This window comes from Paraburkholderia sp. WC7.3g, assembly GCF_050436345.1.
Classification (GTDB): domain Bacteria; phylum Pseudomonadota; class Gammaproteobacteria; order Burkholderiales; family Burkholderiaceae; genus Paraburkholderia; species Paraburkholderia podalyriae.
On the sequence record NZ_JBNDMA010000002.1, the window covers coordinates 163,858 to 189,615 of the forward strand.

Here is a 25,758-nt window from a genome sequence, read left to right on the forward strand (position 1 = left end):
CGGCCAAACTCATTACTGTGCAGCGATCGACGTCTGATCGACACGAACGCCAACACCCATCGTGCTCGACAGAGCAACCTTGCGCAGATACACGCCCTTGCTCGTTGCCGGCTTCGCCTTCTGCAGCGCCTCGATGAGCGCGTTCAGATTGTTACGCAGAGCCGCCGGTTCGAACGAAGCACGGCCGATCGTTGCGTGGATGATACCTGCCTTGTCCACACGGAATTGCACCTGACCAGCCTTGGCATTCTTGACCGCAGTCGCGACGTCCGGCGTGACCGTTCCGACCTTCGGGTTCGGCATCAGGCCGCGCGGACCGAGGATCTGACCGAGTGTACCGACGATACGCATCGTGTCCGGCGAAGCGATCACGATGTCGAAGTTCAGGTTGCCAGCCTTGACCTGTTCAGCCAAGTCTTCCATACCAACGACGTCAGCACCAGCGGCACGAGCTTGGTCCGCCTTTTCGCCCTGTGCGAACACAGCAACGCGGACCGACTTGCCGGTACCAGCCGGCAGCACGACGGAGCCGCGAACCACCTGATCCGACTTCTTCGCGTCGATGCCGAGTTGCACGGCCACGTCGATCGATTCGTCGAACTTCGCGCTTGCGCATTCCTTCACGAGCGACAGAGCATCTTCGATCGGGTACAGCTTCTGACTGTCGACCTTGGCTGCAAATGCTTGCAGACGCTTCGAAAGCTTAGCCATTTACACGCCCTCCACGGTGATGCCCATCGAGCGGGCGCTACCAGCGATAGTACGAACCGCTGCGTCCAGATCAGCGGCCGTCAGATCGGGCATCTTGGTCTTAGCAATATCTTCAGCTTGAGCGCGGGTGATCTTGCCAACCTTGTCGGTATGAGGCTTGCTCGAACCCTTGTCCAGCTTCGCTGCCTTCTTGATGAGAACTGTAGCCGGCGGCGTCTTCAGAACGAATGTGAAGCTCTTGTCCGCGAATGCCGTGATCACGACAGGAATGGGAAGACCCGGTTCCATTGCCTGGGTCTGCGCGTTGAACGCCTTGCAGAACTCCATGATGTTCAGGCCGCGCTGGCCCAGTGCAGGACCAACCGGCGGCGACGGATTGGCTTTACCTGCAGGAATCTGCAGCTTGATAAAGCCGATTATTTTCTTTGCCATTTCGAGAACCTCTTTGGAACGCCGGCTTGCGTGCGGACGCTCAGTGAGTAGTAGCGCGTGCTCGCCGACAAAGCCGGCTAGTGACGCTCCTCAACGGTCGTTACGCGGACCGTAAGCGCGAAATACGGAACGCGCCTAGCGGTGCGTTCCGTAAAATCTGGATTACAACTTTTCGACCTGGCCGAATTCCAGTTCGACCGGCGTTGCGCGGCCGAAGATCGTAACGGAAACACGGACTCGCGATTTCTCGTAGTTCACTTCTTCTACGCTGCCGTTGAAATCTGTGAACGGGCCTTCCTTTACCCGCACCATCTCGCCTACTTCGAACAGGGTCTTCGGACGGGGCTTCTCCACGCCTTCCTGCATCTGCGACATGATTTTTTCAACTTCCCGAGGCGAAATCGGGCTCGGCCGATTGCGCGCCCCGCCGACAAAACCGGTCACCTTCGCCGTATTCTTCACGAGGTGCCACGTTTCGTCCGTCATTTCCATTTCAACTAACACGTAGCCGGGAAAGAAACGACGTTCCGTCACTGATTTGTGACCGCCCTTCACCTCAACAACTTCTTCTGTCGGAACGAGGATCTGGCCAAACTGATCCTGCATGCCAGCACGCTCGATGCGCTCCTGAAGCGCTCGCTGCACGCTCTTCTCCATCCCGGAATAGGCGTGCACTACGTACCAACGTTTGCCGCTCGGGGATGCCGGAGTATCACTCATATCATTTCCAACCCAGAATCGCCGAGAAAATCGCCCACTCGATGGATTTATCACAAACCCAGAGAAAGATTGCCATCACGACTACGAAGCCGAACACTACGAGTGTCGTTTGCGTCGCCTCTTTGCGAGTCGGCCACACAACCTTACGGACTTCTTTGTATGAGTCTTTGGCGAAAGCAATGAAACCCTTGCCAGGTGCTGAGAGAAGACCGACGGCGACACCCGCGATCGCACCAACAGTCAAGGCGGCTCCGCGGATGTACCATTCCCGGCCATTCAGCCAGAAGAACCCCACAAACCCGGCCAAGACCAGCAACACACCTGCGATCAATGCCAACTTGTCGCCGGATGTATTTACAGTTTCGACGGAAGGATTCGCCATAACACCTTAACGAAGCGCCACTACGACGCAATAGTTGGCAGGGGCAGAGGGAATCGAACCCCCAACCTTCGGTTTTGGAGACCGACGCTCTGCCAGTTGAGCTATACCCCTAAACCATTTGGGGTTGACAACACCGTCAACCCCGATACAACCAATTATCGAGAACTGTCTGGCATTACTCGATGATCTTGGCGACGACACCAGCGCCGACCGTACGGCCACCTTCGCGAATTGCAAAACGCAGGCCTTCTTCCATCGCGATCGGGTTGATCAGCTTCACCGTGATCGACACGTTGTCGCCCGGCATCACCATTTCCTTGTCCTTCGGCAGCTCGATGGAGCCGGTCACGTCCGTCGTACGGAAGTAGAACTGCGGACGGTAGTTGTTAAAGAACGGCGTATGACGGCCGCCTTCGTCCTTGCTCAGCACGTACACTTCAGCCGTGAAGTGCGTGTGCGGGTTGATCGAACCCGGCTTGGCCAGAACCTGACCACGCTCCACGTCTTCACGCTTCGTGCCGCGCAGCAGGATACCAACGTTGTCGCCTGCCTGACCCTGATCGAGCAGCTTGCGGAACATTTCCACGCCCGTGCAGGTCGTCTTCACCGTCGGCTTGATACCGACGATTTCGATTTCTTCGCCGACCTTGACCACGCCACGCTCAACGCGGCCCGTCACCACCGTGCCACGACCCGAGATCGAAAACACGTCTTCCACCGGCATCAGGAACGAACCGTCAATCGCACGCTCCGGCGTCGGGATGTACGTGTCCAGTGCATCGGCCAGGTTCATGATCGCCACTTCGCCCAGCTCGCCCTTGTCGCCTTCCAGCGCCAGCTTGGCCGAACCCTTGATGATCGGCGTGTCGTCGCCCGGGAAGTCATACTTCGACAGAAGCTCGCGAACTTCCATCTCGACCAGCTCCAGCAGCTCAGCGTCGTCCACCATGTCGCACTTGTTCAGGAACACGATGATGTACGGAACGCCAACCTGGCGCGCCAGCAGGATGTGCTCACGCGTTTGCGGCATCGGGCCGTCAGCAGCCGAGCACACCAGAATTGCGCCGTCCATCTGTGCCGCGCCCGTGATCATGTTCTTCACATAGTCAGCGTGGCCCGGGCAGTCGACGTGTGCGTAGTGGCGGTTAGCCGTCTCGTACTCGACGTGCGCGGTGTTGATGGTAATGCCGCGCGCCTTTTCTTCCGGCGCCGCGTCGATCTGGTCGTACGCCTTCGCTTCGCCGCCGAACTTCTGCGTCAGAACCGTCGTGATCGCCGCCGTCAGCGTGGTCTTGCCGTGGTCAACGTGACCGATCGTGCCCACGTTCACGTGCGGCTTGGTCCGCTCAAACTTACCCTTGGCCATTTTCGACTCCTAAGAGGATTTTCCGTACGTTGCGCCGGACGCAAACAATCACCGGGTACTTCTGGTGCCCATGGGCAGGATCGAACTGCCGACCTCTCCCTTACCAAGGGAGTGCTCTACCACTGAGCCACATGGGCGCTGCTTCTGTGTTGCTGGAGCGGGTGAAGGGAATCGAACCCTCGTCGTAAGCTTGGAAGGCTTCTGCTCTACCATTGAGCTACACCCGCAAAGGATCATGGATTCCCAACAACCGTTACAACCTGCATTCTGGTGGAGGAGGTTGGATTCGAACCAACGTAGGCGTAAGCCAACAGATTTACAGTCTGCCCCCTTTAGCCACTCGGGCACCCCTCCGCAGAGAACTGATGATTGTGGTGGAACGACATCCTTTTGTCAAGGCCAGTTTGGCCGCTCCAAACCGAACGTTCTCACTTATAAGCTCCAGCCATCGGTAAACGCAAAAACCCCACCGCGAGGGGTGGGGTTTCTGACGGGGTAAGGAGCCTGACGATTACCTACTTTCACACGGGCAATCCGCACTATCATTGGCGTGGAGTCGTTTCACGGTCCTGTTCGGGATGGGAAGGGGTGGGACCGACTCGCTATGGTCATCAGGCATGACGGGTTGCTGCGTCGCGGGGTGCGCGCCACAGCCAATCTGGAAGAAGTAGTTTCTGGTGATGCTCACCAGGGTAAGGCAGGTTGTGTTGTTTCTGGCACAACACTGATCTCAACCGTGTGTGGTCTGCATAAGACCCTGCGCTTTGCGCAGGGTGGGGCATCCATAAGCGCTGAAGCGCTAACGGCTGCCGACACACACCGGTTATAGGATCAAGCCTTACGGGCAATTAGTATCAGTTAGCTCAGTACATTACTGTACGTGCACACCTGACCTATCAACGTCCTGGTCTTGAACGACCCTTCAAGGGGCTCGAAGCCCCGGGGATATCTCATCTTAAGGCGAGTTTCCCGCTTAGATGCTTTCAGCGGTTATCTCTTCCGAACATAGCTACCCGGCGATGCCACTGGCGTGACAACCGGTACACCAGAGGTTCGTCCACTCCGGTCCTCTCGTACTAGGAGCAGCCCCCTTCAAATATCCAGCGCCCACGGCAGATAGGGACCAAACTGTCTCACGACGTTTTAAACCCAGCTCACGTACCTCTTTAAATGGCGAACAGCCATACCCTTGGGACCGGCTACAGCCCCAGGATGAGATGAGCCGACATCGAGGTGCCAAACACCGCCGTCGATATGAACTCTTGGGCGGTATCAGCCTGTTATCCCCAGAGTACCTTTTATCCGTTGAGCGATGGCCCTTCCATACAGAACCACCGGATCACTATGACCTGCTTTCGCACCTGTTCGACTTGTCAGTCTCACAGTCAAGCACGCTTATGCCATTGCACTATCAGCACGATTTCCGACCGTACCTAGCGTACCTTCGTACTCCTCCGTTACACTTTGGGAGGAGACCGCCCCAGTCAAACTGCCTACCATGCACTGTCCCCGATCCGGATCACGGACCAGGGTTAGAACCTCAAACAGATCAGGGTGGTATTTCAAGGTCGGCTCCACGCAAACTGGCGTTCACGCTTCACAGCCTCCCACCTATCCTACACAGACCGGTTCAAAGTCCAATGCAAAGCTACAGTAAAGGTTCATGGGGTCTTTCCGTCTAGCCGCGGGGAGATTGCATCATCACAAACACTTCAACTTCGCTGAGTCTCGGGAGGAGACAGTGTGGCCATCGTTACGCCATTCGTGCAGGTCGGAACTTACCCGACAAGGAATTTCGCTACCTTAGGACCGTTATAGTTACGGCCGCCGTTTACCGGGACTTCAATCAGGAGCTTGCACCCCATCATTTAATCTTCCGGCACCGGGCAGGCGTCACACCCTATACGTCCACTTTCGTGTTTGCAGAGTGCTGTGTTTTTATTAAACAGTCGCAGCCACCAGTTTATTGCAACCCTTTCACCCTTCTGGCGCAGGCCAGTCAGGCTATGAGGGCGTACCTTATCCCGAAGTTACGGTACCAATTTGCCGAGTTCCTTCTCCCGAGTTCTCTCAAGCGCCTTAGAATACTCATCTCGCCCACCTGTGTCGGTTTGCGGTACGGTCACTGTGAAACTGAAGCTTAGAGGCTTTTCCTGGAACCCCTTCCAGTTGCTTCGTCGCCTAAGCGACTCGCCTCGCACCCTTGAATCCCGCGCCCGGATTTGCCAAAGCGCCTTCTCCAATGCAAGGACCGGGACTTCCAACACCCGGACAACCTTCCGCGATCCGTCCCCCCATCGCATTTCACAATGGTGCAGAAATATTAATCTGCTTCCCATCAGCTACGCATTTCTGCCTCGCCTTAGGGGCCGACTCACCCTACGCCGATGAACGTTGCGTAGGAAACCTTGGGCTTACGGCGAGGGGGCCTTTCACCCCCTTTATCGCTACTCATGTCAGCATTCGCACTTCCGATACCTCCAGCACACTTTCCAGTGCACCTTCGCAGGCTTACGGAACGCTCTCCTACCATGCACATTACTGTGCATCCGCAGCTTCGGTATATGGCTTAGCCCCGTTACATCTTCCGCGCAGGACGACTCGATCAGTGAGCTATTACGCTTTCTTTAAAGGGTGGCTGCTTCTAAGCCAACCTCCTGACTGTTTTAGCCTTCCCACTTCGTTTCCCACTTAGCCATATTTGGGGACCTTAGCTGGCGGTCTGGGTTGTTTCCCTCTTGACACCGGACGTTAGCACCCGATGTCTGTCTCCCGTGATTGCACTCTTCGGTATTCGGAGTTTGCTATGGCGTAGTAATCCGCAATGGACCCCACAACCATGACAGTGCTCTACCCCCGAAGGTGATACACGAGGCACTACCTAAATAGTTTTCGGAGAGAACCAGCTATTTCCAGGTTTGTTTAGCCTTTCACCCCTATCCACAGCTCATCCCCTAACTTTTCAACGTTAGTGGGTTCGGTCCTCCAGCACGTGTTACCGTGCCTTCAACCTGGCCATGGATAGATCACCTGGTTTCGGGTCTACACCCAGCGACTGGACGCCCTGTTCGGACTCGCTTTCGCTACGCCTGCCCTAATCGGTTAAGCTCGCCACTGAATGTAAGTCGCTGACCCATTATACAAAAGGTACGCCGTCACCCCTTCGCAGAGGCTCCGACTGTTTGTATGCATGCGGTTTCAGGATCTGTTTCACTCCCCTCCCGGGGTTCTTTTCGCCTTTCCCTCACGGTACTGGTTCACTATCGGTCGATCACGAGTATTTAGCCTTGGAGGATGGTCCCCCCATCTTCAGACAGGATTTCACGTGTCCCGCCCTACTTCTCGTACACCCAGTCCTTCCATGCTGTTTTCGTCTACAGGGCTATCACCTGCTATGGCCGCACTTTCCAGAGCGTTCGACTAACAATACAGATAACGTGTACAGGCTGCTCCCATTTCGCTCGCCACTACTCTGGGAATCTCGGTTGATTTCTTTTCCTGCGGTTACTTAGATGTTTCAGTTCACCGCGTTCGCTTCGCGTAGCCTATGGATTCAGCTACGGATACCTCAGAAGAGGTGGGTTTCCCCATTCGGACATCTCCGGATCAAGGCTCGTTTGCCAGCTCCCCGGAGCTTTTCGCAGGCTACCGCGTCCTTCATCGCCTGTGATCGCCAAGGCATCCACCACATGCACTTGTTCGCTTGACCCTATAACGGGTGTGTCTCTGTCGACCAGTGTTAGCGCTTTAGCGCTTACTCTGGTCCCATCCCCGGAGGGGACAGGTTCCCGAAGGAGTCGACCATTCACGTTCCGCTACAGGTTGAGTATTCGTGTTGCGCCGTATTCCAAAGCGATCTCTCGATCACCTTTAAAATACATCGATACAATCACAACCCTGATTCACCTACTCACACACCCATCTCCAGGCACGCTTTCGTGAATCTCCTTACTACTTCTTCCTGATTGTTAAAGAACGACAGCCGATATAAAGCTCGTGCCTCATACCGCCCTGACTGGCTCAATCGCCAATGCGCAACGCTCTGCCTTCATGCAGAGCCCTGCGCATTGAGGATTGGTGGAGGATGACGGGATCGAACCGACGACCCCCTGCTTGCAAAGCAGGTGCTCTCCCAGCTGAGCTAATCCCCCAGTCCCACAGCTATTCCAGAGGCCCCAGCCCTTCAGCTCACCAGACAAGACACTGGTGGGTCTGGATGGATTCGAACCATCGACCCCCGCCTTATCAAGACGGTGCTCTAACCGGCTGAGCTACAGACCCCTGAGCCTGTCTGCGTTTCTTTCATCACCACAGCCGATAAGCGTGAGCACTTGACGCGAGCAATGCATAGCTCTGGAAAGGAGGTGATCCAGCCGCACCTTCCGATACGGCTACCTTGTTACGACTTCACCCCAGTCATGAATCCTACCGTGGTGACCGTCCTCCTTGCGGTTAGACTAGCCACTTCTGGTAAAACCCACTCCCATGGTGTGACGGGCGGTGTGTACAAGACCCGGGAACGTATTCACCGCGGCATGCTGATCCGCGATTACTAGCGATTCCAGCTTCACGCACTCGAGTTGCAGAGTGCGATCCGGACTACGATCGGTTTTCCGGGATTGGCTCCACCTCGCGGCTTGGCAACCCTCTGTTCCGACCATTGTATGACGTGTGAAGCCCTACCCATAAGGGCCATGAGGACTTGACGTCATCCCCACCTTCCTCCGGTTTGTCACCGGCAGTCTCCCTGGAGTGCTCTTGCGTAGCAACTAGGGACAAGGGTTGCGCTCGTTGCGGGACTTAACCCAACATCTCACGACACGAGCTGACGACAGCCATGCAGCACCTGTGTTATGGCTCCCTTTCGGGCACCCCCGGCTCTCGCCAGGATTCCATACATGTCAAGGGTAGGTAAGGTTTTTCGCGTTGCATCGAATTAATCCACATCATCCACCGCTTGTGCGGGTCCCCGTCAATTCCTTTGAGTTTTAATCTTGCGACCGTACTCCCCAGGCGGTCAACTTCACGCGTTAGCTTCGTTACCAAGCCAATGAAGGCCCGACAACCAGTTGACATCGTTTAGGGCGTGGACTACCAGGGTATCTAATCCTGTTTGCTCCCCACGCTTTCGTGCATGAGCGTCAGTATTGGCCCAGGGGGCTGCCTTCGCCATCGGTGTTCCTCCACATCTCTACGCATTTCACTGCTACACGTGGAATTCCACCCCCCTCTGCCATACTCCAGCGCTGCAGTCACCAATGCAGTTCCCAGGTTAAGCCCGGGGATTTCACATCGGTCTTACAGCACCGCCTGCGCACGCTTTACGCCCAGTAATTCCGATTAACGCTCGCACCCTACGTATTACCGCGGCTGCTGGCACGTAGTTAGCCGGTGCTTATTCTTCCGGTACCGTCATCCCCCAGGGGTATTAGCCCCGGAACTTTCTTTCCGGACAAAAGTGCTTTACAACCCGAAGGCCTTCTTCACACACGCGGCATTGCTGGATCAGGGTTGCCCCCATTGTCCAAAATTCCCCACTGCTGCCTCCCGTAGGAGTCTGGGCCGTGTCTCAGTCCCAGTGTGGCTGGTCGTCCTCTCAGACCAGCTACAGATCGTCGGCTTGGTAGGCCTTTACCCCACCAACTACCTAATCTGCCATCGGCCGCCCCTTGAGCGCGAGGTCCCGAAAGATCCCCCGCTTTCCTCCTCAGAGCGTATGCGGTATTAATCCGGCTTTCGCCGGGCTATCCCCCACTCCAGGACACGTTCCGATGTATTACTCACCCGTTCGCCACTCGCCACCAGACCGAAGTCCGTGCTGCCGTCCGACTTGCATGTGTAAGGCATGCCGCCAGCGTTCAATCTGAGCCAGGATCAAACTCTTCAGTTCAAACCTGTTACTGTTTTCGGTCCATCTCTGAACCGGTCGCTCACTCAACGTACTGACGATGATCAATCCGTCTTCCGACAGATCAACCTTCCTCTGTTACTGTGTGAGGCTTCCTGATACTGTTGCCTGACAGCAGGTTCCGCAGAACCCGCCGCCGCACCGCGCATCAAGCGCCCACACTTATCGGCTGTTAGTTTTTAAAGATCGTTCCGCCCAACCCGCAGCACCTGCACCACAACCACCGGCACCGCTTCGTTTGCGTCGCTGCATCTGCAGCAGAAAGATGAAATTATGGAGACTCTTTGACGCCCCGTCAATACCCGTTTTCGCTTTCGCTTAAAAAATTGTGCCTCACTTCAAGGCCGCACTCACCACGGCCTCAACAAGGACAGCGTCGGCCATAGCCGCGTAGCCCGCGTCGCTCGGATGGATGTGATCGCCGCTATCGAAAGCACGCTGCAGACGGTCCGGCTGCGCCCGGTCACGCAGCGCCGCGTCGAAGTCGACAACGCCATCGAAAGCATGACCGGTCCGAATCCACCGATTAACAGCGAGCCGGATGTTTTCCCGCTCTGGCGGCAGCGACGCCGGCGTCAGCGTCGCGCCGAAGACCTTGACGCCATTGCGCCGCGCGGCGGCGATCACTCGCTGGTAACCGGCGATCAGATCGGCGGCCGTGACCGACGTATGCGGAAAGTCGCAGTCGAGGCCGCCATGAGGCGGCATTGCCGCAAAGTTGATGTCGTTGATGCCAATCAGCAGAATCGCCGCCTTGACGCCTGGACGTCGCAAAACGTCATGGTCGAAGCGGCTCGCGAGCGCGTCGCCATAGCAAGGCGAGTCGCTCAAAAGCCGGTTGCCGCTGATGCCGAGATTCACGATCGCAGTCGACTGCGCGCCGCTTGCCGCCAGCCGCCGAGCCAGCAGATCCGGCCAGCGACGGTTCAGGTTCAGGCTGGAGCGCATGCCGTCGGTGATCGAGTCGCCGATCGCGGCCACGGCAGCCGACGGCACCGCCGCCTCCACCGACAACTCAGTGACCCATACATATTGCGTGAAGCGGCCGCGAAACGGTGCGGCGGACGCGTCGGCCGTGTGATTGCCGGGACCCGATACATAATTGACCTGATTCGACACGCGGTGCCACGCGACGATCCGCTGCTCGGGCCCCATAAACGCGCTGATCGCATAGGGCGAGCCTTCGACGACGTCAATCACGATCGGATCGCTGTCCAGCTCTCCGCCAGGCGGAATCCTGACCGCGCCCCTACCGCCAAACGTCACACGGCTACCGCCGCCCTCGACCGCCGCCGCGCCGCCGACCGAGCGCGCGATGCGCAGTTCATCGATGACGAGGGGCGTCTTGCCATATGCATTGCTCAGATGGATTCGCGCCGTTTTCCCCGATAAGGTCGGATAAACGATTTGCCGAACTGTGCGCCCGGCGACTTCTGGCGCGCGATATAGCGACGGCAACTCTGCGTGCTGCGGAATCGGCTGGAGCGCGGTCGCCCACACGGCGACCCAATGCTCGGGCGTTCCGGCAGCGAATGCGCTCGAGGAAACGACAAACGGAGCAAATTGGGCAAGCAGCGCCGCGCCGCATGCGGCAGCCAAGGTGCGAATGGTCATTCGGAGGATCGTTTCGAGGCGAAACGCGCATTGTGCCCGAACGCCGAGGCAATCGTCGGCAATCGCAGGCAGGCCCGCTTCATTCCGACGGTCGGCTGCTGCGCCCGCTGAACGTCACACCGTCTGCTGACACATGATCTTCAGCGCGACCGCTTCGGCGACCTCGATTCCGTCGATCGCCGCCGAGTAGATCCCGCCCGCGTACCCCGCGCCCTCACCCGCCGGATACAGCCCCTTGACGTTGATGCTCTGGTAGTCGTCGCCGCGACGCACGCGCACCGGCGACGACGTGCGCGTTTCAACGCCGGTCAGCACGGCGTCATGCATTGCGAAACCGGCGATTTTCTTCTCCATCTGAGGCAGCGCTTCGCGAATCGCCTCGATTGCGTAGTCGGGCAGCGCGGTGCTGAGATCGGTTGGGCGCACGCCGGGCTTGTACGACGGCACGACCGAACCGAGCGACGTGGACGGCCGCCCGGCGATGAAGTCGCCGACCAACTGCCCCGGCGCCATGTAGTTACCACCGCCGAGTTCGAACGCCCGCTCCTCCCACTTGCGCTGGAAAGCGATGCCGGCGAGAGGCCCGCCCGGGTAGTCGTCCGGCGTGATTCCGACCACGATGCCCGCGTTCGCGTTGCGCTCCGCGCGCGAGTACTGGCTCATGCCGTTCGTGACGACGCGTCCCGGCTCCGACGTGGCCGCGACCACGGTGCCGCCCGGACACATGCAGAAGCTATAGACCGCGCGCCCGTTGCTGCAGTGGTGCACCACCTTATAGTCGGCTGCGCCGAGCTCTTTGTGACCGGCAAATTTCCCAAAACGGCTGCGATCGATTACCCCCTGCGGATGTTCGATCCGGAAGCCGAGGGAAAACGGCTTCGCCTCGACGTGCACGCCGCGGTCGTACAGCATCTGGAAGGTATCGCGCGCGCTATGGCCGACCGCCAGCACCACGTGGTCGCAGAGCAGCGTCTCGCCGGTCGACAGCGTCAACCCGCGCACCTGGCCGTGGTCGATGTCGATGTCCTCGACACGCGTCTCGAAGCGCACCTCGCCGCCCAGTTCGTGGATCATTGCGCGCATCTTCTCGACCATGCTGACGAGGCGGAACGTGCCGATATGCGGCCGGCTCAGGTACAGGATGTCATCCGGCGCACCGGCCCGCACGAATTCGTCGAGCACCTTGCGGCCGTAATGCTTCGGGTCCTTGATCTGGCTGTACAGCTTGCCGTCCGAAAACGTGCCTGCGCCGCCCTCGCCGAACTGCACGTTCGACTCGGGATTCAGCACTGATTTGCGCCACAGGCCAAAGGTATCCTTGGTGCGCTCGCGCACGGCCTTGCCGCGCTCGAGGATGATCGGCCGGAAGCCCATCTGCGCGAGGATCAGGCCCGCAAACAGCCCGCACGGCCCCATGCCGATCACGACCGGACGCGGCGTGTTCAGCTGCGCGGGCGCTTTCGCGACGAACTTGTAGCTCATGTCGGGCGTCACGCCGCAATGCGGCACGTCGGCGAGCCGCTTCAGCGCGGCCGCTTCATCCTTGACCTCGACATCGACGAGGTAGGTGAGTTTGATGTCGGCGCGCTTACGCGCGTCGTGCGCACGGCGAAACACGGTGTATCGGATGAGCCCGTCCCCCGCCACGCCGAGTTCCGCGAGGCGCGCACGGATGGCGGCTTCGAGGACGCTCTCGGGGTGATCGAGCGGGAGTTTGATTTCGCTTAGACGTAACATGAGTACCGGAGATGCAAGTGGGCCGCAAACCGCGGCCAATTCGCGATTTTACCGGTAAGAGTCGGAGCGGGGTGACGGCCGCTCATGAACCGCCGACGCATCGAAATCACGACAAGCCAGCAAGCATGCTTCGACGCCGTAAATGACGCTATCGACTCCGACCTCTGCCGGCAAAAAATTTATTAACCGACCGGTCGGTTGGTTTATACTACGCCCACACAGACCACTCCCCCAGAGAGCGTCCCCCCATGTACACGCAATCCCTCGATATCCCCGGCCATGTCGCCCCGCTCGACGCGGACGCGAATTCGCCCGAACAGGCGCGCTTCGACACGGTCATGGCCGCCGACGGCAAGATCGAGCCGCAGGACTGGATGCCCGAGGCGTACCGCAAAACGCTGGTGCGACAGATCTCGCAGCATGCGCACTCGGAGATCGTCGGCATGCTGCCCGAGGGCAACTGGATCACGCGCGCGCCGAGCCTCAAGCGCAAGGCGATCCTGCTCGCCAAGGTGCAGGACGAAGCCGGCCACGGCCTCTATCTGTATAGCGCCGCCGAGACGCTCGGCGTCTCGCGCGACCAGCTGATCGACGCGCTGCATGCGGGCAAGGCCAAGTATTCGAGCATCTTCAACTATCCGACGCCCACCTGGGCCGACGTGGGCGTGATCGGCTGGCTCGTCGACGGCGCGGCGATCATGAACCAGATCCCGCTGTGCCGCTGCACGTACGGCCCGTACGCCCGCGCGATGATCCGCATCTGCAAGGAAGAGTCGTTCCATCAGCGCCAGGGCTTCGACGCGCTGCTCGCGATGATGGCCGGCACCGACGCGCAGCGCGCGCTGGTGCAGCAGGCGGTGACCCGCTGGTGGTGGCCGGTGCTGATGATGTTCGGCCCGAGCGACAAGGACTCGGTCCACAGCAACCAGTCGGCCAGATGGGGCATCAAGCGCATCACCAACGACGACCTGCGCCAGAAATTCGTCGACGCGACCGTCGAGCAGGCGAAGGTGCTCGGCGTCACGCTGCCCGATGCGGACTTGAAATGGAACGAGGCGCGCGGCCATTACGACTACGGCAACATCGACTGGGAAGAGTTCTGGCGCGTCGTGAACGGCGACGGCCCGTGCAACCGCGAGCGCCTCGCGACCCGCGTGAAGGCCCACGAAGACGGCGCCTGGGTGCGCGAAGCCGCGCTCGCCCATGCCGGCAAACAGCGCCAGCGCGCGCAACAGCACGCCGCCTGAGCGGCACAGCACATCAGAGGAATAGGAGATCAGCAATGAATAGGGAATGGCCGATTTGGGAAGTGTTCGTGCGCAGCAGGCAGGGACTCGACCATAAGCACTGCGGCAGTCTGCACGCCGCGGACGCGCCGATGGCGCTGCGCATGGCGCGCGACGTCTACACGCGCCGCCAGGAAGGCATCAGCATCTGGGTGGTGCCGTCCTCGGCGATCACGGCCTCCGCGCCGGACCAGAAGGCCGAGCTGTTCGAACCGGCGGGCGACAAGATCTATCGCCACCCGACGTTCTACACGCTCCCCGACGAAGTCAACCACATGTAAGCGAAGCCATGACCACTACGTCCACTACGCCCGAACATCTGAAGTACGTGCTGCGCCTCGCCGATACCGCGCTGATCCTCGGTCAGCGCAACGCCGAGTGGTGCGGTCACGGCCCGATCCTCGAAGAGGACATCGCGCTGTCGAACATGAGCCTCGACCTGATCGGCCAGGCGCGTCTGCTGTACACGCACGCGGCCGCGCTCGAAGCGCAGCTCACCGGCCGTCAGCGCAACGAAGACGACTACGCGTACTTTCGCGCCGAGCTCGAATTCGCCAACTACACGCTCGCCGAGCTGCCGCATTACGGGCCGCTGGCCGGCACCGCCCAGGCACAGAAGGACTACGCGGTCACGATCGTGCGCAACTTCCTGTACGCGACGCTGATGATGCATCTGTGGCGCGCGCTGACCGAGTCCGCCGACGCGCAGCTCGCCGCGATCGCCGCGAAATCGATCAAGGAAACGCAGTACCACGCGCATCACGCGAGCGAGTGGCTGATCCGTTTCGGCGACGGCACCGACGAATCGCACCGTCGCGCGCAGGCCGCGCTCGACTACCTGATGCCGTACACGTACGAGTTCTTCAGCGCGGACGCGGTGGAAGACGCGGTCGCTGCGGCCGGCATCGGCCCGCGCACCGCGGCGCTGGAGGCCGCGTGGCTCGACGACGTGCGCGCCACGCTCGGCGAAGCCACGCTGACGCTGCCCGCGGCGCTCAGGCACGTGACGACGGGCAAGCACGGCGAGCATTCCGAGCACATGGGTTTCGTGCTCGCCGAAATGCAGAGCCTCGCGCGCCAGCATCCGGGCGCGAGCTGGTGAGCCCGCGATGACGACGACCTCGAGCGCCCCGCAGCCCGCGAACCTGTCCGACGCCACGCTCGCACGCGCCTGGAGCGTGCTCGAAGCGGTCCCGGACCCGGAAATCCCGGTGGTATCGATCCGCGAGCTCGGCATCCTGCGCGACGTGCGACGCGCCGCGGACGGCGCGCTCGAAGTCCTGATCACGCCGACCTACTCGGGCTGCCCGGCGATGTCGCAGATTGCCGAAGACATCAGCCTCGCGCTGGAGGCCGCGCAGCTCACGCCCTACCGCATCGCCACCGTGCTGGCGCCGGCGTGGACCACCGACTGGATCACCGCCGGCGCCCGCGACAAACTGCGCGCGTACGGCATCGCGCCGCCGACGGGCAACTGCGGCTCGGCCGCCCACGCGCCCGCGGCGCCGCAGGAAAAAGTCCTGCGCTTCGTCCCGCGCGCGCTACCCGCGCCGGGCTGCCCGCGCTGCGGCTCCGCGCACACCGAGCGGCTCGCGCAATTCGGCTCGACCGCCTGCAAGGCCCTGTATCGCTGCCTCGACTGCCGCGAACCCTTCGACTACTTCAAACCGTACTGATATGGCCACCCCGCAATTCCATCCGCTGCGTATCCGCGAAGTGCGCCCCGAAACCGCCGATGCGGTCTCGGTCGCCTTCGAAGTCCCGCTCGAACTGCGCGACCAATATCGCTTCACGCAGGGCCAGTTCGTCACGCTGAAGACGCACATCGACGGTGAGGAAACGCGCCGCTCGTATTCGATCTGCGTGGGTGTCACCGACTACGATCGCGACGGCGAGTTGCGCATCGGCATCAAGCGCGTGCGCGGCGGGCGCTTCTCGAACTTCGCGTTCGACACACTGCAGCCGGGCCACACGATCGACGTGATGACCCCGGACGGCCGTTTCTTCACGCACCTGAACGCCGGACAGGGCAAGCAGTACCTCGCGTTCTCGGGCGGCTCGGGCATCACGCCGGTGCTCGCGATCATCAGGACCACACTCGAAGTCGAGCCGCGCAGCATGTTCACGCTGGTGTACGGCAACCGCAGCGTCGAGCAGATCATGTTCGCCGAAGAGCTCGAGGATCTGAAGAACCGCTTCATGAACCGCTTCGTGCTGTATCACGTGCTGTCGGACGATCTGCAGGACGTCGAGCTGTTCAACGGCGTGCTCGACCAGCCGAAATGCGCGGCGTTTATCGAACAGCTGCTGCCGGCCGACGCGATCGACGAAGCGTTCATCTGCGGCCCCGCGCCGATGATGGACGCCGCCGAGGCCGCGCTGAAAGCGGCCGGCGTGGAGCAGGCGAAGGTCCACGTCGAGCGCTTCGGCACGCCGCTGCCGCAGGCGGGCGTGCCGCCCGTCGAGATCACCGCGGACACGCCCGCGGCGGACCTCGAAATCGTGATCGACGGCAAGCGACGCAAGCTGCGGCTGCCCTATCAGGGCGTGAGCGTGCTCGACGTCGGACTGCGCGCGGGCCTCTCGCTGCCGTATGCGTGCAAGGGCGGCGTCTGCTGCACCTGTCGCGCGAAGGTGCTCGAGGGCGAAGTGAAGATGGAAAAGAACTACACGCTCGAAGAACACGAGGTCCGCGACGGGTTCGTGCTGACGTGTCAGTGTCATCCGGTTAGCGACAGGGTCGTCGTGAGCTACGACGAACGTTGAGTCGAGCACTTCTGCGGCCCGGGTGCGGACTGGCTTCGCGTGGCGGCCGCCGCCGCTTTCGGACGTTTCGCGATCCGCTTACACTAGGGGCCGCTCGTCGATCGGGACATCGGTTTCCCGCCGGCGAGCGGCCTCTTTTTGTTACAGCTGCTGGCGTCACAGCAAGCCCTTGCCCATGAGCACGATTCACCTCACCAACGGCGACGTCGCCGCCGAGTCGCTTCGTACCGCGCTGGCCCAAGCGGGCCGCGACGATCGCGTAGAGCCGTTGCGGGACGATCTGGCGGTCGGCCCGTTATGCGGCGTCGACGACGCTCCGCACGTGCGCGCCGACTTCTGGGCGCGCGTCAGCGCCGACAGGCAACGCGACTTCGTGCGCGAGTTCCGCGAACAGGCAGGGGTGCTCGACGGCCTGGCAGGCAGCACCGCGAATCTCGTGGTGTGGCACGGCGAAAGCGCGTCCGATCAGCTGATGCTGCGCCGCGTCTGCTATCTGATGCGCAACGATCCGCAGCGTTTGAACGAAGTGCGCCTGTCGATTGCAGACCTGACCGATCCGCAAGCGTGGGCGCATACCCGCTCGGATCGCGCGACATCGGTCGGCATGTTTGCGCCGGACGTGCTGCAGACTCATCTGCCGGACGCCGCGCCGATTTCCGTACTGCGCATCAGCCGGCTCGCGCTCGAATGGCAGGAGGTCAAGCAGGCGAACGGCGAGACGCGGCGCTGGCGCGACAACACCTTCACGAACAGCAGCTTTGCCGAACTCGACGCGCTGATCGTCGAATGCGCGACCGACGACTGGCAGCCCGCCGCGCGCGTCGCCGCCTATGTGATGGCCGCCGAGCAGTGGCTCCTCGTCAGCGACAGCATCGTGCTGTGGCGCATGCGCGAACTCGCGGCGCTGCGGCGCATCCTTTTGCGCGGCGACGCGACCGAATGGCGCTCGCTCGAACTGCGCGGGGCGCCCGCCCCCTGCTCACCCCAATAAGACAAGAACAGACGAATATGGCCCGCACCCGAGCCCCCGACCACGAAACCCAACGCGAGCAGATTCTCGAACTGGCCGCGGCGAAATTCGCGCAGACCAGCTATCCGAGCACGTCGATGTCTGATCTCGCCGCGGCGAGCGGCACCTCGAAGGCGCGCCTCTATCACTATTACGAGAGCAAGGAAGCGATCCTGTTCGACCTGCTCGATCGCTACACGAAGCGACTGATGCTGATCATCGCCGAGGTGGAAGGCTCGAGCCAGCGGCGCGAACTGAGTGAGCGCGAAACCTTCGCGGAGTTGATCCGCGCGTTTCTGTCCGAGTATGAGACGTCGCACAGTCGGCACGTCGCACTGCTGAACGACGTCAAGTATCTGGTCGATTCGCAGCGCGAGATCATCCTGAACCGCCAGCGCGACGTGGTCGCCGCGTTCGCGCGGCAACTTGCGCGCGCATACCCCGAACGCGCGACTCGCGACAACCAGACCGCGCTGACGATGATGGTGTTCGGCATGATCAACTGGACCTTCACGTGGCTCAAGCCGGACGGCCGCATGGGCTACCGCGAGTTCGCCGAGCAGGTGATCGGCATGGTCGAGCATGGCCTTGGGACGGCGCCGGTCGAGTGACGCGACGGTTCGAACCGATCGCCACCTGCGCCCGCAATGACGCAAAGCAACAACATGCGGACGTGATAAATCCGCGGACGGAATGCATGCGGCATCAGGTCACGAACGTGCGTTCACTTTTATTTCCTGTTTAAAATCAATCAATTATATTTATGGCCCCAGCATTCTAGGTATTCGCTTCAGTTTTAATACGGGTTTTCCCTAGTGAATGGCCCGGGTTTCCGCTAAAATCGGTTTTGCGGTGCACAACGCCGCCTGACTAAAAGGAGAACCCACCATGAACACGCTTAACCATCGCACCACCGAACCGATTGCACCGAGCGATCGTGCGTCGCTGCCTGCCGGACGCGCGCACGTTCTGGTCCGGGAACTCACCGCAGTCGATCGCGACCGCCTCCTCACGCACTTCCTCGCGCTCGACAAAAACGACCGTTTGCTGCGCTTCGGCCAGGTTGTGCCGAACCACGTGATCGAGAACTACGTGCGCGCGATCGACTTCACGCGCGACACCGTGTTCGGCGTGTTCAACAGCAAGCTGGAACTGAGCGGCGTCGGCCATCTCGCCTATCTGCCGGCCGAAGGCGACAAGCGCACCGCCGAATTCGGCGTCTCGGTGCTCGAAAGCGTGCGCGGCCAGGGCATCGGCTCGAAGCTGTTCGAGCGCGCCGCGATCCGTAGCCGCAACGCGCATGTGACGATGCTGTACATCCACTGCCTGTCGCACAATTCGACCATGATGCACATCGCCAAAAAGGCCGGCATGAAGATCGAGTACGCGTACGGCGAAGCCGACGCCTATCTGACGCTGTCGCCGGCCGATCATTCGAGCATCCTCGCGGAAATGCTGCAGGAGCAGGCCGCCGTGTTCGACTACGCGCTCAAGCGCCACGCGCGCCAGGCATCGCGACTGTTCGAGTCGTTCATGCCGGTGGCTGTCGCTGCCTGAATAATCGCTACGGGGAAATGAGAATGGGGCGGCCGCAAGGCCGCCCTTTTTCTGTCTGGAACCAAACGATCGCGACGCGCAGGACCATGCGCCCCGGGCCTACAAAATGGGCAACGCAGTCGTTTCCTTGATCTTTTCCAGCGAAAAGCTTGATTTCACGTCGATTACCGACGGATGCCGCAGCAACTGATCCTGCACAAAGCGCGAAAAGTGCGCCATGTCCTCCACCTGGACGCGCAGCAGGTAATCCATCTCACCAGTCATCGCGTGACACGCGACCACTTCGGGCCACGTCTGCACGGCCGCCCCGAACAGATCGGCGTGCGTGGCCTCGCCATGCGGACTGAACGCGCGACCGCCGCCTTTCTCCAGTCGCACGCTGACATACGCAAGCAGGTCGAGCCCGAGCCGTTGCGCGTCGAGCAGCGCGACGTAGCCGCGAATGACGCCGCTTTCCTCGAGCCGGCGAATCCGACGCAGGCACGGACTCGGCGACAGATTGATCCGCTCCGCTATCTCCTGATTCGAGAGCCGGCCGTTCTGCTGAAGGATCGCCAGAATGCGCCGATCGATTGCGTCTATTTCGCTGTTAGCCATGTTCTGCCGCGCATCCTCCAAACGGAGCTATAAACTGGCTCAAGCGTAGCGACGCGCGATTAACTTCGCAAGTTTTTGCCCCCGCCGCAGTTCTACACTTGCTCTATCCGGTCGCGTTCAGGCGATCGTCCCGCGCTCACCGCCAGCGCACCTCGGCAACCCGCTTGCATAGGATTGGAGACAGACAATGCAGGTTTCAACTTGGGAAAATCCGGTCGGCACCGACGGCTTCGAATTTATCGAATACACGGCGCCCGACCCGAAAGCGCTCGGCAAGCTGTTCGAGCGGATGGGCTTCACAGCCGTCGCGCGGCATCGTCACAAGGACGTGACGCTGTATCGTCAGGGCGACATCAACTTCATCGTCAACGCGGAAAAGCATTCGTTCGCGCAGCGCTTCGCGCGCTTGCATGGCCCGTCGATCTGCGCGATCGCGTTTCGCGTGCAGGACGCCGCGAAGGCCTACAGCCAGGCGCTCGAAAAAGGCGCATGGGGCTTCGACAACAAGACCGGCCCGATGGAGCTGAACATTCCGGCGATCAAGGGCATCGGCGATTCGCTGATCTACTTCGTCGACCGCTGGCGCGGCAAAAACGGCGCGACGCCGAACAGCATCGGCGACATCGACATTTACGACGTCGACTTCGAGCCGATTCCGGGCGCAAACCCCAATCCGGTTGGGCACGGCCTGACTTATATCGATCACCTGACGCACAACGTGCATCGCGGCCGTATGCAGGAATGGGCCGAGTTCTACGAGCGTCTGTTCAACTTCCGCGAGGTGCGCTACTTCGACATCGAGGGTAAGGTGACCGGCGTGAAGTCGAAGGCGATGACCTCGCCGTGCGGCAAGATCCGCATTCCGATCAACGAGGAAGGCTCGGACACCGCCGGCCAGATCCAGGAATATCTCGATGCCTACCACGGCGAAGGCATCCAGCACATCGCGCTCGGCACCAGCGACATTTACCGCACCGTCGACGGCGTGCGCGCGTCGAAGATTTCGCTGCTCGACACGATCGATACCTACTACGAACTCGTCGACCGGCGCGTGCCGAATCATGGCGAGCCGCTCGACGAGTTGCGCAAGCGCAAGATCCTGATCGACGGCGCACCGGACGATTTGCTGCTGCAGATCTTCACCGAAAACCAGATCGGCCCGATCTTCTTCGAGATCATCCAGCGCAAGGGCAACCAGGGCTTCGGCGAAGGCAACTTCAAGGCGCTGTTTGAATCGATCGAACTCGACCAGATTCGCCGCGGCGTTGTGCAAGACAAGACCTGATCACGGTGAGTCGCGAGTAACCGGCGTGCACAGAAAAAAGGGCGAGGATCGCAGATCCTCGCCCTTTTACCTTGCTACGCCGCCGCTCTCGTCGGAACGGAGGCCGGTCGAAATAAGACGCGCGCGATACGGCGCGTCACGAATTCTGCCTGTACTGGTCGCTGCCGACCGCACTGTCGATCCGCTTCATTTCCAGACGCGCTGGGGCTACCTGCGCCGTGCGGATGATCGCGTTCGACAGTGCTCCCATGCTGCCCGGATTCGAGCGGACCGGCGCGCTCATCGCGAAGAAAGCGGCGGAAACCATCAGGAAGGTCTGGATGTTTCTTGCGTTCATGCGTACTCCTTTTCTAGCTAGCTACCTGCTGCCCTGAGGCTGCGCAGAATGCGCAGCGTTCGGCATCGCTCGCAGGTCGGGGGTTAGACAGTGGTTTTCACTGCGGTTCCGCAAATTTGTAGGTTTTACAGCTTGTTACACGCGCAAGCGCAACTAAGCCGATTCCGCCAAAAATCCTAGCCAATTTCCGTCAACCTGCGGGTAACTAGACGCGAAACCGGTTGAAGTCAGATCGTGCGCTGGCAATTTTTGATCGGCTGCGGCGGGTTTCCACCAGTGCTACCATCACTTAAAACCCGTCAATATGACGACCCCGGCCCCAGCATTCACGAGATGCCGGGGGCCAGAAAAGTTTTGGTGATCCCAAGCTGAAGTGGAGGAGTACACATAATGAATGCCCCGCTAGACGCAGGCCAGCGAGCCTCGCTCGAAGCCGCGTTGTCTTCCGTCACGCTCGACGACAAATACACCCTCGATCGCGGCCGCGCGTACATGAGCGGCATCCAGGCGCTGGTGCGTCTGCCGATGCTGCAGCAGGAGCGCGACCGCGCCGCCGGCCTCAACACCGCCGGCTTCATCTCCGGCTACCGCGGATCGCCGCTCGGCGGACTCGACCAGTCGCTGTGGAAAGCACAAAAACATCTGTCCGCGCATCAGGTCGTGTTTCAACCCGGCGTCAACGAAGACCTCGCGGCCACCGCCGTATGGGGCTCGCAGCAGGTCAATCTGTACCCGAGCGCCAAATACGACGGCGTGTTCTCGATGTGGTACGGCAAGGGGCCCGGCGTCGACCGTTCCAGCGACGTCTTCAAGCACGGCAACTCGGCCGGCTCGTCGCGCCACGGCGGCGTCCTCGTGCTCGCCGGCGACGATCACGCGGCCAAATCCTCGACGCTCGCACACCAGTCCGAACACATCTTCAAGGCGTGCGGGCTGCCGGTGCTGTTTCCGTCGAACGTGCAGGAATATCTGGACTTCGGCCTGCACGGCTGGGCGATGAGCCGCTATTCGGGCCTGTGGGTCGCGATGAAGTGCGTGACCGACGTGGTCGAATCGTCCGCGTCGGTCGATATCGACCCACACCGCACCAGCATCATCCTGCCGGAAGACTTCTTGATGCCCGACGGCGGGCCGAACATCCGCTGGCCCGATCCACCACTGGTGCAGGAAGCGCGTCTGCTCGACTACAAGTGGTACGCGGGCCTCGCCTACGTGCGCGCGAACAAACTCGACCGCGTCGAAATCGATTCGCCGCATGCGCGCTTCGGCATCATGACCGGCGGCAAGGCCTATCTCGACGTGCGTCAGGCGCTGACCGACCTCGGTCTCGACGACGAAACCTGCTCGCGCATCGGCATCCGGCTGTACAAGGTCGGCTGCGTCTGGCCGCTCGAGGCGCAAGGCGCGCAGGCCTTCGCCCGCGGTCTCGACGAAATTCTCGTGGTCGAGGAAAAGCGTCAGATCCTCGAATACGCGATCAAGGAAGAGCTGTACAACTGGCCCGACGCGCAGCGTCCGCGCGTGTTCGGCAAGTTCGACGAAAAAGACGGCGCCGGCGGCGAATGGTCTGTGCCGATGGGCAACTGGCTTCTGCCGGCCCACTACGAGCTGTCGCCCGCGATCATCGCGAAGGCAATCGCCACGCGGCTCGACAAGTTCGATCTGCCATCGGACGTACGCGCGCGCATCGCCGCGCGCATCGCGGTGATCGAAGCGAAGGAAAAGGCGCTCGCGCGGCCGCGCGTCGAAGTCGAGCGCAAGCCGTGGTTCTGCTCGGGCTGTCCGCACAACACCTCGACCAACGTGCCGGAAGGCTCGCGCGCGATGGCCGGCATCGGCTGTCATTACATGACTGTGTGGATGGACCGCAGCACCAGCACGTTCAGCCAGATGGGCGGCGAAGGCGTCGCGTGGATCGGCCAGGCACCATTCACGAACGACAAGCACGTGTTCGCCAATCTCGGCGACGGTACCTACTTCCACTCGGGGCTGCTCGCGATTCGCGCGGCGATCGCGTCGAAGGCGAACATCACGTACAAGCTGCTGTACAACGACGCGGTCGCAATGACGGGCGGCCAGCCGGTCGACGGCGTGCTGACCGTGCCGCAGATCACGCACCAGCTCGCCGCCGAAGGCGCGGCGAAAATCATCATCGTCACCGATCAGCCGGAGAAATACGCGGCGAACGTCGGCCTCGCGCCCGGCGTCGACATTCATCACCGCGACCAGCTCGACGACGTGCAGCGCCAGTTGCGCGAGATTCCCGGCACGACGATCCTGATCTACGACCAGACCTGCGCGACCGAGAAGCGCCGTCGCAGGAAGCGCGGCGCGTATCCTGATCCGGCGCGGCGCGTCGTGATCAACGAAGCGGTGTGCGAAGGCTGCGGCGATTGCTCGGTGAAGTCGAACTGCCTGTCGGTCGAACCGCTCGACACCGAGTACGGCACCAAGCGCCAGATCAACCAGTCGACCTGCAACAAGGACTTCTCGTGCGTGAACGGTTTCTGCCCGAGTTTCGTCTCCGTTGAAGGCGGCCAGTTGCGCAAGCCGAAGGCCGCGTCGGGCGTCGGCGCCGACATGCCGCCGGTGCCGACGCCCGAGTTGCCGTCCACCGACCATCCGTACGGCGTGCTGGTGACGGGCGTCGGCGGCACCGGCGTCGTCACGATCGGCGCGCTGCTCGGTATGGCCGCTCATCTCGAGAACAAGGGCGTCACCGTGCTCGACGTCACCGGCCTCGCGCAGAAAGGCGGCGCCGTGATGAGCCATGTGCAGATCGCGAACCAGCCGGCCGACATTCACGCGACCCGCATCGCGATGGGCGAGGCGAGCCTCGTGATCGGCTGCGACGCGATCGTGACCGCCAGCGACGAATGCGTGTCGCGCATGCAAGCCGATCGCACGCGCGTCGTGCTGAACAGCGCGCATACGCCGACGGCCGAGTTGATCAAGAACCCGAACTGGCGCTTCCCCGGCAGCAGCACCGAAGCCGACGTGCGTGCCGCAGCCGGTGACGACAACGTCTCGACAATCGACGCGAATCACTTCGCGCTCGCGCTGCTCGGCGACGCGATCTACACGAACCCATTCGTGCTCGGCTACGCGTGGCAGCGCGGCTGGGTGCCGCTCACGCACGAGTCGCTGATTCGCGCGATCGAGCTGAACAATGTGCAGGTGGAGAAAAACCGCGCGGCGTTCGAATGGGGCCGGCGTGCCGCGCACGATCTGACCGCAGTGCGCAAGCTCGCGCAAACGCAGGGACGCGGCGTCCCGGCGGACAGCGCGAGCGGCAAGATCATCGCGCTGCATACGCCGAAGGCGCTCGACACGCTGATCGACAAGCGCGTCGACTATCTGACCGCGTGGCAGAACCGTGCGTATGCGGAGCGTTATCGCGCGCTGGTGTCGCAGGTGCGGGCCGCGGAAGAAGGGCTCGATTCCGCCGACGGTCAGATGCCGCTCACCGAAGCGGTCGCGAAGAACCTGCACAAGCTGATGGCGTACAAGGACGAATACGAAGTCGCGCGTCTGTACAGCGACCCTGCCTTCATCGAAAAACTGAACGCGACGTTCGAAGGTGACTGGAAGCTGCATCTGCATCTCGCGCCGCCGACGCTATCGAAGAAGGACGCGCACGGCCATCTGGTGAAGAAGAAGTACGGTCCGTGGATGTTCCGTGCGATGCACGTGCTAGCGAAGCTCAAGTTCCTGCGCGGCACCGCGTTCGACGTGTTCGGCAGCACCGACGAGCGTCGCACCGAGCGCGCGCTGATCGGCGAATACGAGGCATTGGTGCGCGAGCTGATCGGCGGCCTGACTACACAGAAGCGCGATCTCGCGGTGGAGCTCGCGAATCTGCCCGACGGCATTCGCGGTTATGGGCACGTGAAGGAAAACAACCTGAAAGGCGTGCGCATCAAGTGGAACGAGCTGCTCGCGCGTTGGCGCTCGACGGATGCGGGCAAGACGACGCAGCACGCGGCTTGATCGACTCTCGCGGCTGAACTGAAAGGGCGGCGGTCTTCACGGACCGCCGCTTTTTTTGGCA

General features: G+C 61.2%; 19 protein-coding genes, 6 tRNA genes and 3 rRNA genes. 10 read left to right on the plus strand and 18 right to left on the minus strand.

Going from position 1 to position 25,758, the window contains the following annotated elements; genetic code table 11:
- Positions 1 to 12: 12 nt before the first annotated feature.
- From rplA to OKW43_RS12245, 16 genes are all read right to left on the minus strand, one after another.
- Positions 13 to 711 carry a 50S ribosomal protein L1 gene (gene rplA, locus OKW43_RS12170; RefSeq protein WP_187636122.1) on the minus strand — a complete coding sequence of 233 codons (699 nt, stop codon included), beginning with the start codon at positions 709 to 711 and terminating at the stop codon, positions 13 to 15.
- The gene (gene rplK / locus OKW43_RS12175; protein WP_008922976.1) at positions 712 to 1,143 is read right to left on the minus strand and encodes a 50S ribosomal protein L11; all 432 of its coding nucleotides are present in this window, start codon (positions 1,141 to 1,143) and stop codon (positions 712 to 714) included.
- 162 nt (positions 1,144 to 1,305) lie between these two features.
- On the minus strand, positions 1,306 to 1,863 hold the full coding sequence (gene nusG, locus OKW43_RS12180) for a transcription termination/antitermination protein NusG (protein ID WP_075303275.1): 558 nt from the start codon (positions 1,861 to 1,863) through the stop codon (positions 1,306 to 1,308).
- Between the two features lies 1 nt (position 1,864).
- Positions 1,865 to 2,245 carry a preprotein translocase subunit SecE gene (secE, locus tag OKW43_RS12185; RefSeq protein ID WP_187636123.1) on the minus strand — a complete coding sequence of 127 codons (381 nt, stop codon included), beginning with the start codon at positions 2,243 to 2,245 and terminating at the stop codon, positions 1,865 to 1,867.
- Between the two features lie 35 nt (positions 2,246 to 2,280).
- Positions 2,281 to 2,356: transfer RNA gene (locus OKW43_RS12190), tRNA-Trp, on the minus strand.
- Between the two features lie 64 nt (positions 2,357 to 2,420).
- Complete coding sequence (gene tuf / locus OKW43_RS12195) at positions 2,421 to 3,611, minus strand: elongation factor Tu (RefSeq protein ID WP_187636117.1); 1,191 nt, start codon at positions 3,609 to 3,611, stop codon at positions 2,421 to 2,423.
- A gap of 62 nt (positions 3,612 to 3,673) precedes the next feature.
- Positions 3,674 to 3,748 (minus strand) — tRNA-Thr (locus tag OKW43_RS12200).
- 16 nt (positions 3,749 to 3,764) lie between these two features.
- Positions 3,765 to 3,838: transfer RNA gene (locus OKW43_RS12205), tRNA-Gly, on the minus strand.
- A gap of 41 nt (positions 3,839 to 3,879) precedes the next feature.
- Positions 3,880 to 3,965, minus strand: a tRNA-Tyr gene (locus OKW43_RS12210).
- 148 nt (positions 3,966 to 4,113) lie between these two features.
- Positions 4,114 to 4,227: ribosomal RNA gene (gene rrf / locus OKW43_RS12215) — 5S ribosomal RNA — on the minus strand.
- A gap of 211 nt (positions 4,228 to 4,438) precedes the next feature.
- Positions 4,439 to 7,320, minus strand: a 23S ribosomal RNA gene (locus tag OKW43_RS12220).
- Positions 7,321 to 7,686: 366 nt separating this feature from the next.
- Positions 7,687 to 7,762, minus strand: a tRNA-Ala gene (locus OKW43_RS12225).
- A gap of 53 nt (positions 7,763 to 7,815) precedes the next feature.
- Positions 7,816 to 7,892, minus strand: a tRNA-Ile gene (locus OKW43_RS12230).
- Positions 7,893 to 7,968: 76 nt separating this feature from the next.
- Positions 7,969 to 9,501 (minus strand): 16S ribosomal RNA (locus OKW43_RS12235).
- Together the 16S, 23S and 5S rRNA genes with 5 tRNA genes alongside form the textbook arrangement of a ribosomal RNA operon.
- A 351-nt stretch (positions 9,502 to 9,852) precedes the next feature.
- On the minus strand, positions 9,853 to 11,133 hold the full coding sequence (locus OKW43_RS12240) for an SGNH/GDSL hydrolase family protein (RefSeq protein ID WP_187632636.1): 1,281 nt from the start codon (positions 11,131 to 11,133) through the stop codon (positions 9,853 to 9,855).
- Positions 11,134 to 11,247: 114 nt separating this feature from the next.
- Complete coding sequence (locus OKW43_RS12245) at positions 11,248 to 12,870, minus strand: NAD(P)/FAD-dependent oxidoreductase (RefSeq protein ID WP_187632635.1); 1,623 nt, start codon at positions 12,868 to 12,870, stop codon at positions 11,248 to 11,250.
- A gap of 248 nt (positions 12,871 to 13,118) precedes the next feature.
- Between OKW43_RS12245 and paaA the strand changes: the two genes are divergently transcribed.
- The 8 genes from paaA (at position 13,119) to OKW43_RS12285 (ending at position 19,488) form a co-directional block, all read left to right on the plus strand.
- Positions 13,119 to 14,117, plus strand: a complete 999-nt coding sequence (gene paaA / locus OKW43_RS12250) for a 1,2-phenylacetyl-CoA epoxidase subunit PaaA (protein WP_187632634.1) — start codon at positions 13,119 to 13,121, stop codon at positions 14,115 to 14,117.
- A gap of 35 nt (positions 14,118 to 14,152) precedes the next feature.
- Positions 14,153 to 14,437 (plus strand): 1,2-phenylacetyl-CoA epoxidase subunit PaaB, encoded by a 285-nt coding sequence (gene paaB / locus OKW43_RS12255; RefSeq protein ID WP_187632633.1) that lies wholly within the window; start codon positions 14,153 to 14,155, stop codon positions 14,435 to 14,437.
- 8 nt (positions 14,438 to 14,445) lie between these two features.
- Positions 14,446 to 15,258, plus strand: coding sequence for a 1,2-phenylacetyl-CoA epoxidase subunit PaaC (gene paaC, locus OKW43_RS12260; RefSeq protein WP_429447579.1), 813 nt, complete (start codon positions 14,446 to 14,448; stop codon positions 15,256 to 15,258).
- A gap of 7 nt (positions 15,259 to 15,265) precedes the next feature.
- Complete coding sequence (paaD, locus tag OKW43_RS12265; protein WP_429447581.1) at positions 15,266 to 15,832, plus strand: 1,2-phenylacetyl-CoA epoxidase subunit PaaD; 567 nt, start codon at positions 15,266 to 15,268, stop codon at positions 15,830 to 15,832.
- 1 nt (position 15,833) lies between these two features.
- Positions 15,834 to 16,922 carry a 1,2-phenylacetyl-CoA epoxidase subunit PaaE gene (gene paaE / locus OKW43_RS12270; protein WP_187632630.1) on the plus strand — a complete coding sequence of 363 codons (1,089 nt, stop codon included), beginning with the start codon at positions 15,834 to 15,836 and terminating at the stop codon, positions 16,920 to 16,922.
- 175 nt (positions 16,923 to 17,097) lie between these two features.
- A complete protein-coding gene (locus tag OKW43_RS12275) occupies positions 17,098 to 17,913 on the plus strand; it encodes a DUF1835 domain-containing protein (RefSeq protein WP_187632629.1) in 816 nt (271 codons plus the stop codon).
- A 17-nt stretch (positions 17,914 to 17,930) separates the two neighbouring features.
- On the plus strand, positions 17,931 to 18,542 hold the full coding sequence (locus tag OKW43_RS12280) for a TetR/AcrR family transcriptional regulator (protein WP_187632628.1): 612 nt from the start codon (positions 17,931 to 17,933) through the stop codon (positions 18,540 to 18,542).
- 277 nt (positions 18,543 to 18,819) lie between these two features.
- A complete protein-coding gene (locus OKW43_RS12285) occupies positions 18,820 to 19,488 on the plus strand; it encodes a GNAT family N-acetyltransferase (protein WP_187632627.1) in 669 nt (222 codons plus the stop codon).
- 99 nt (positions 19,489 to 19,587) lie between these two features.
- Here OKW43_RS12285 and OKW43_RS12290 read toward each other — a convergent pair whose 3' ends face one another.
- The gene (locus OKW43_RS12290; RefSeq protein WP_167047585.1) at positions 19,588 to 20,085 is read right to left on the minus strand and encodes an Lrp/AsnC family transcriptional regulator; all 498 of its coding nucleotides are present in this window, start codon (positions 20,083 to 20,085) and stop codon (positions 19,588 to 19,590) included.
- 187 nt (positions 20,086 to 20,272) lie between these two features.
- On the opposite strand from OKW43_RS12290, the gene hppD reads away from it, so the two are divergent.
- Positions 20,273 to 21,370, plus strand: a complete 1,098-nt coding sequence (gene hppD, locus OKW43_RS12295) for a 4-hydroxyphenylpyruvate dioxygenase (RefSeq protein ID WP_187632626.1) — start codon at positions 20,273 to 20,275, stop codon at positions 21,368 to 21,370.
- Between the two features lie 136 nt (positions 21,371 to 21,506).
- On the opposite strand, the gene OKW43_RS12300 is transcribed toward hppD, so the two are convergent.
- Entirely contained in the window at positions 21,507 to 21,707 is a 201-nt protein-coding gene (locus OKW43_RS12300; protein ID WP_429447585.1) for a hypothetical protein, read from the minus strand.
- A 390-nt stretch (positions 21,708 to 22,097) separates the two neighbouring features.
- On the opposite strand from OKW43_RS12300, the gene OKW43_RS12305 reads away from it, so the two are divergent.
- The gene (locus OKW43_RS12305; protein ID WP_429447587.1) at positions 22,098 to 25,697 is read left to right on the plus strand and encodes an indolepyruvate ferredoxin oxidoreductase family protein; all 3,600 of its coding nucleotides are present in this window, start codon (positions 22,098 to 22,100) and stop codon (positions 25,695 to 25,697) included.
- Positions 25,698 to 25,758: the final 61 nt, after the last annotated feature.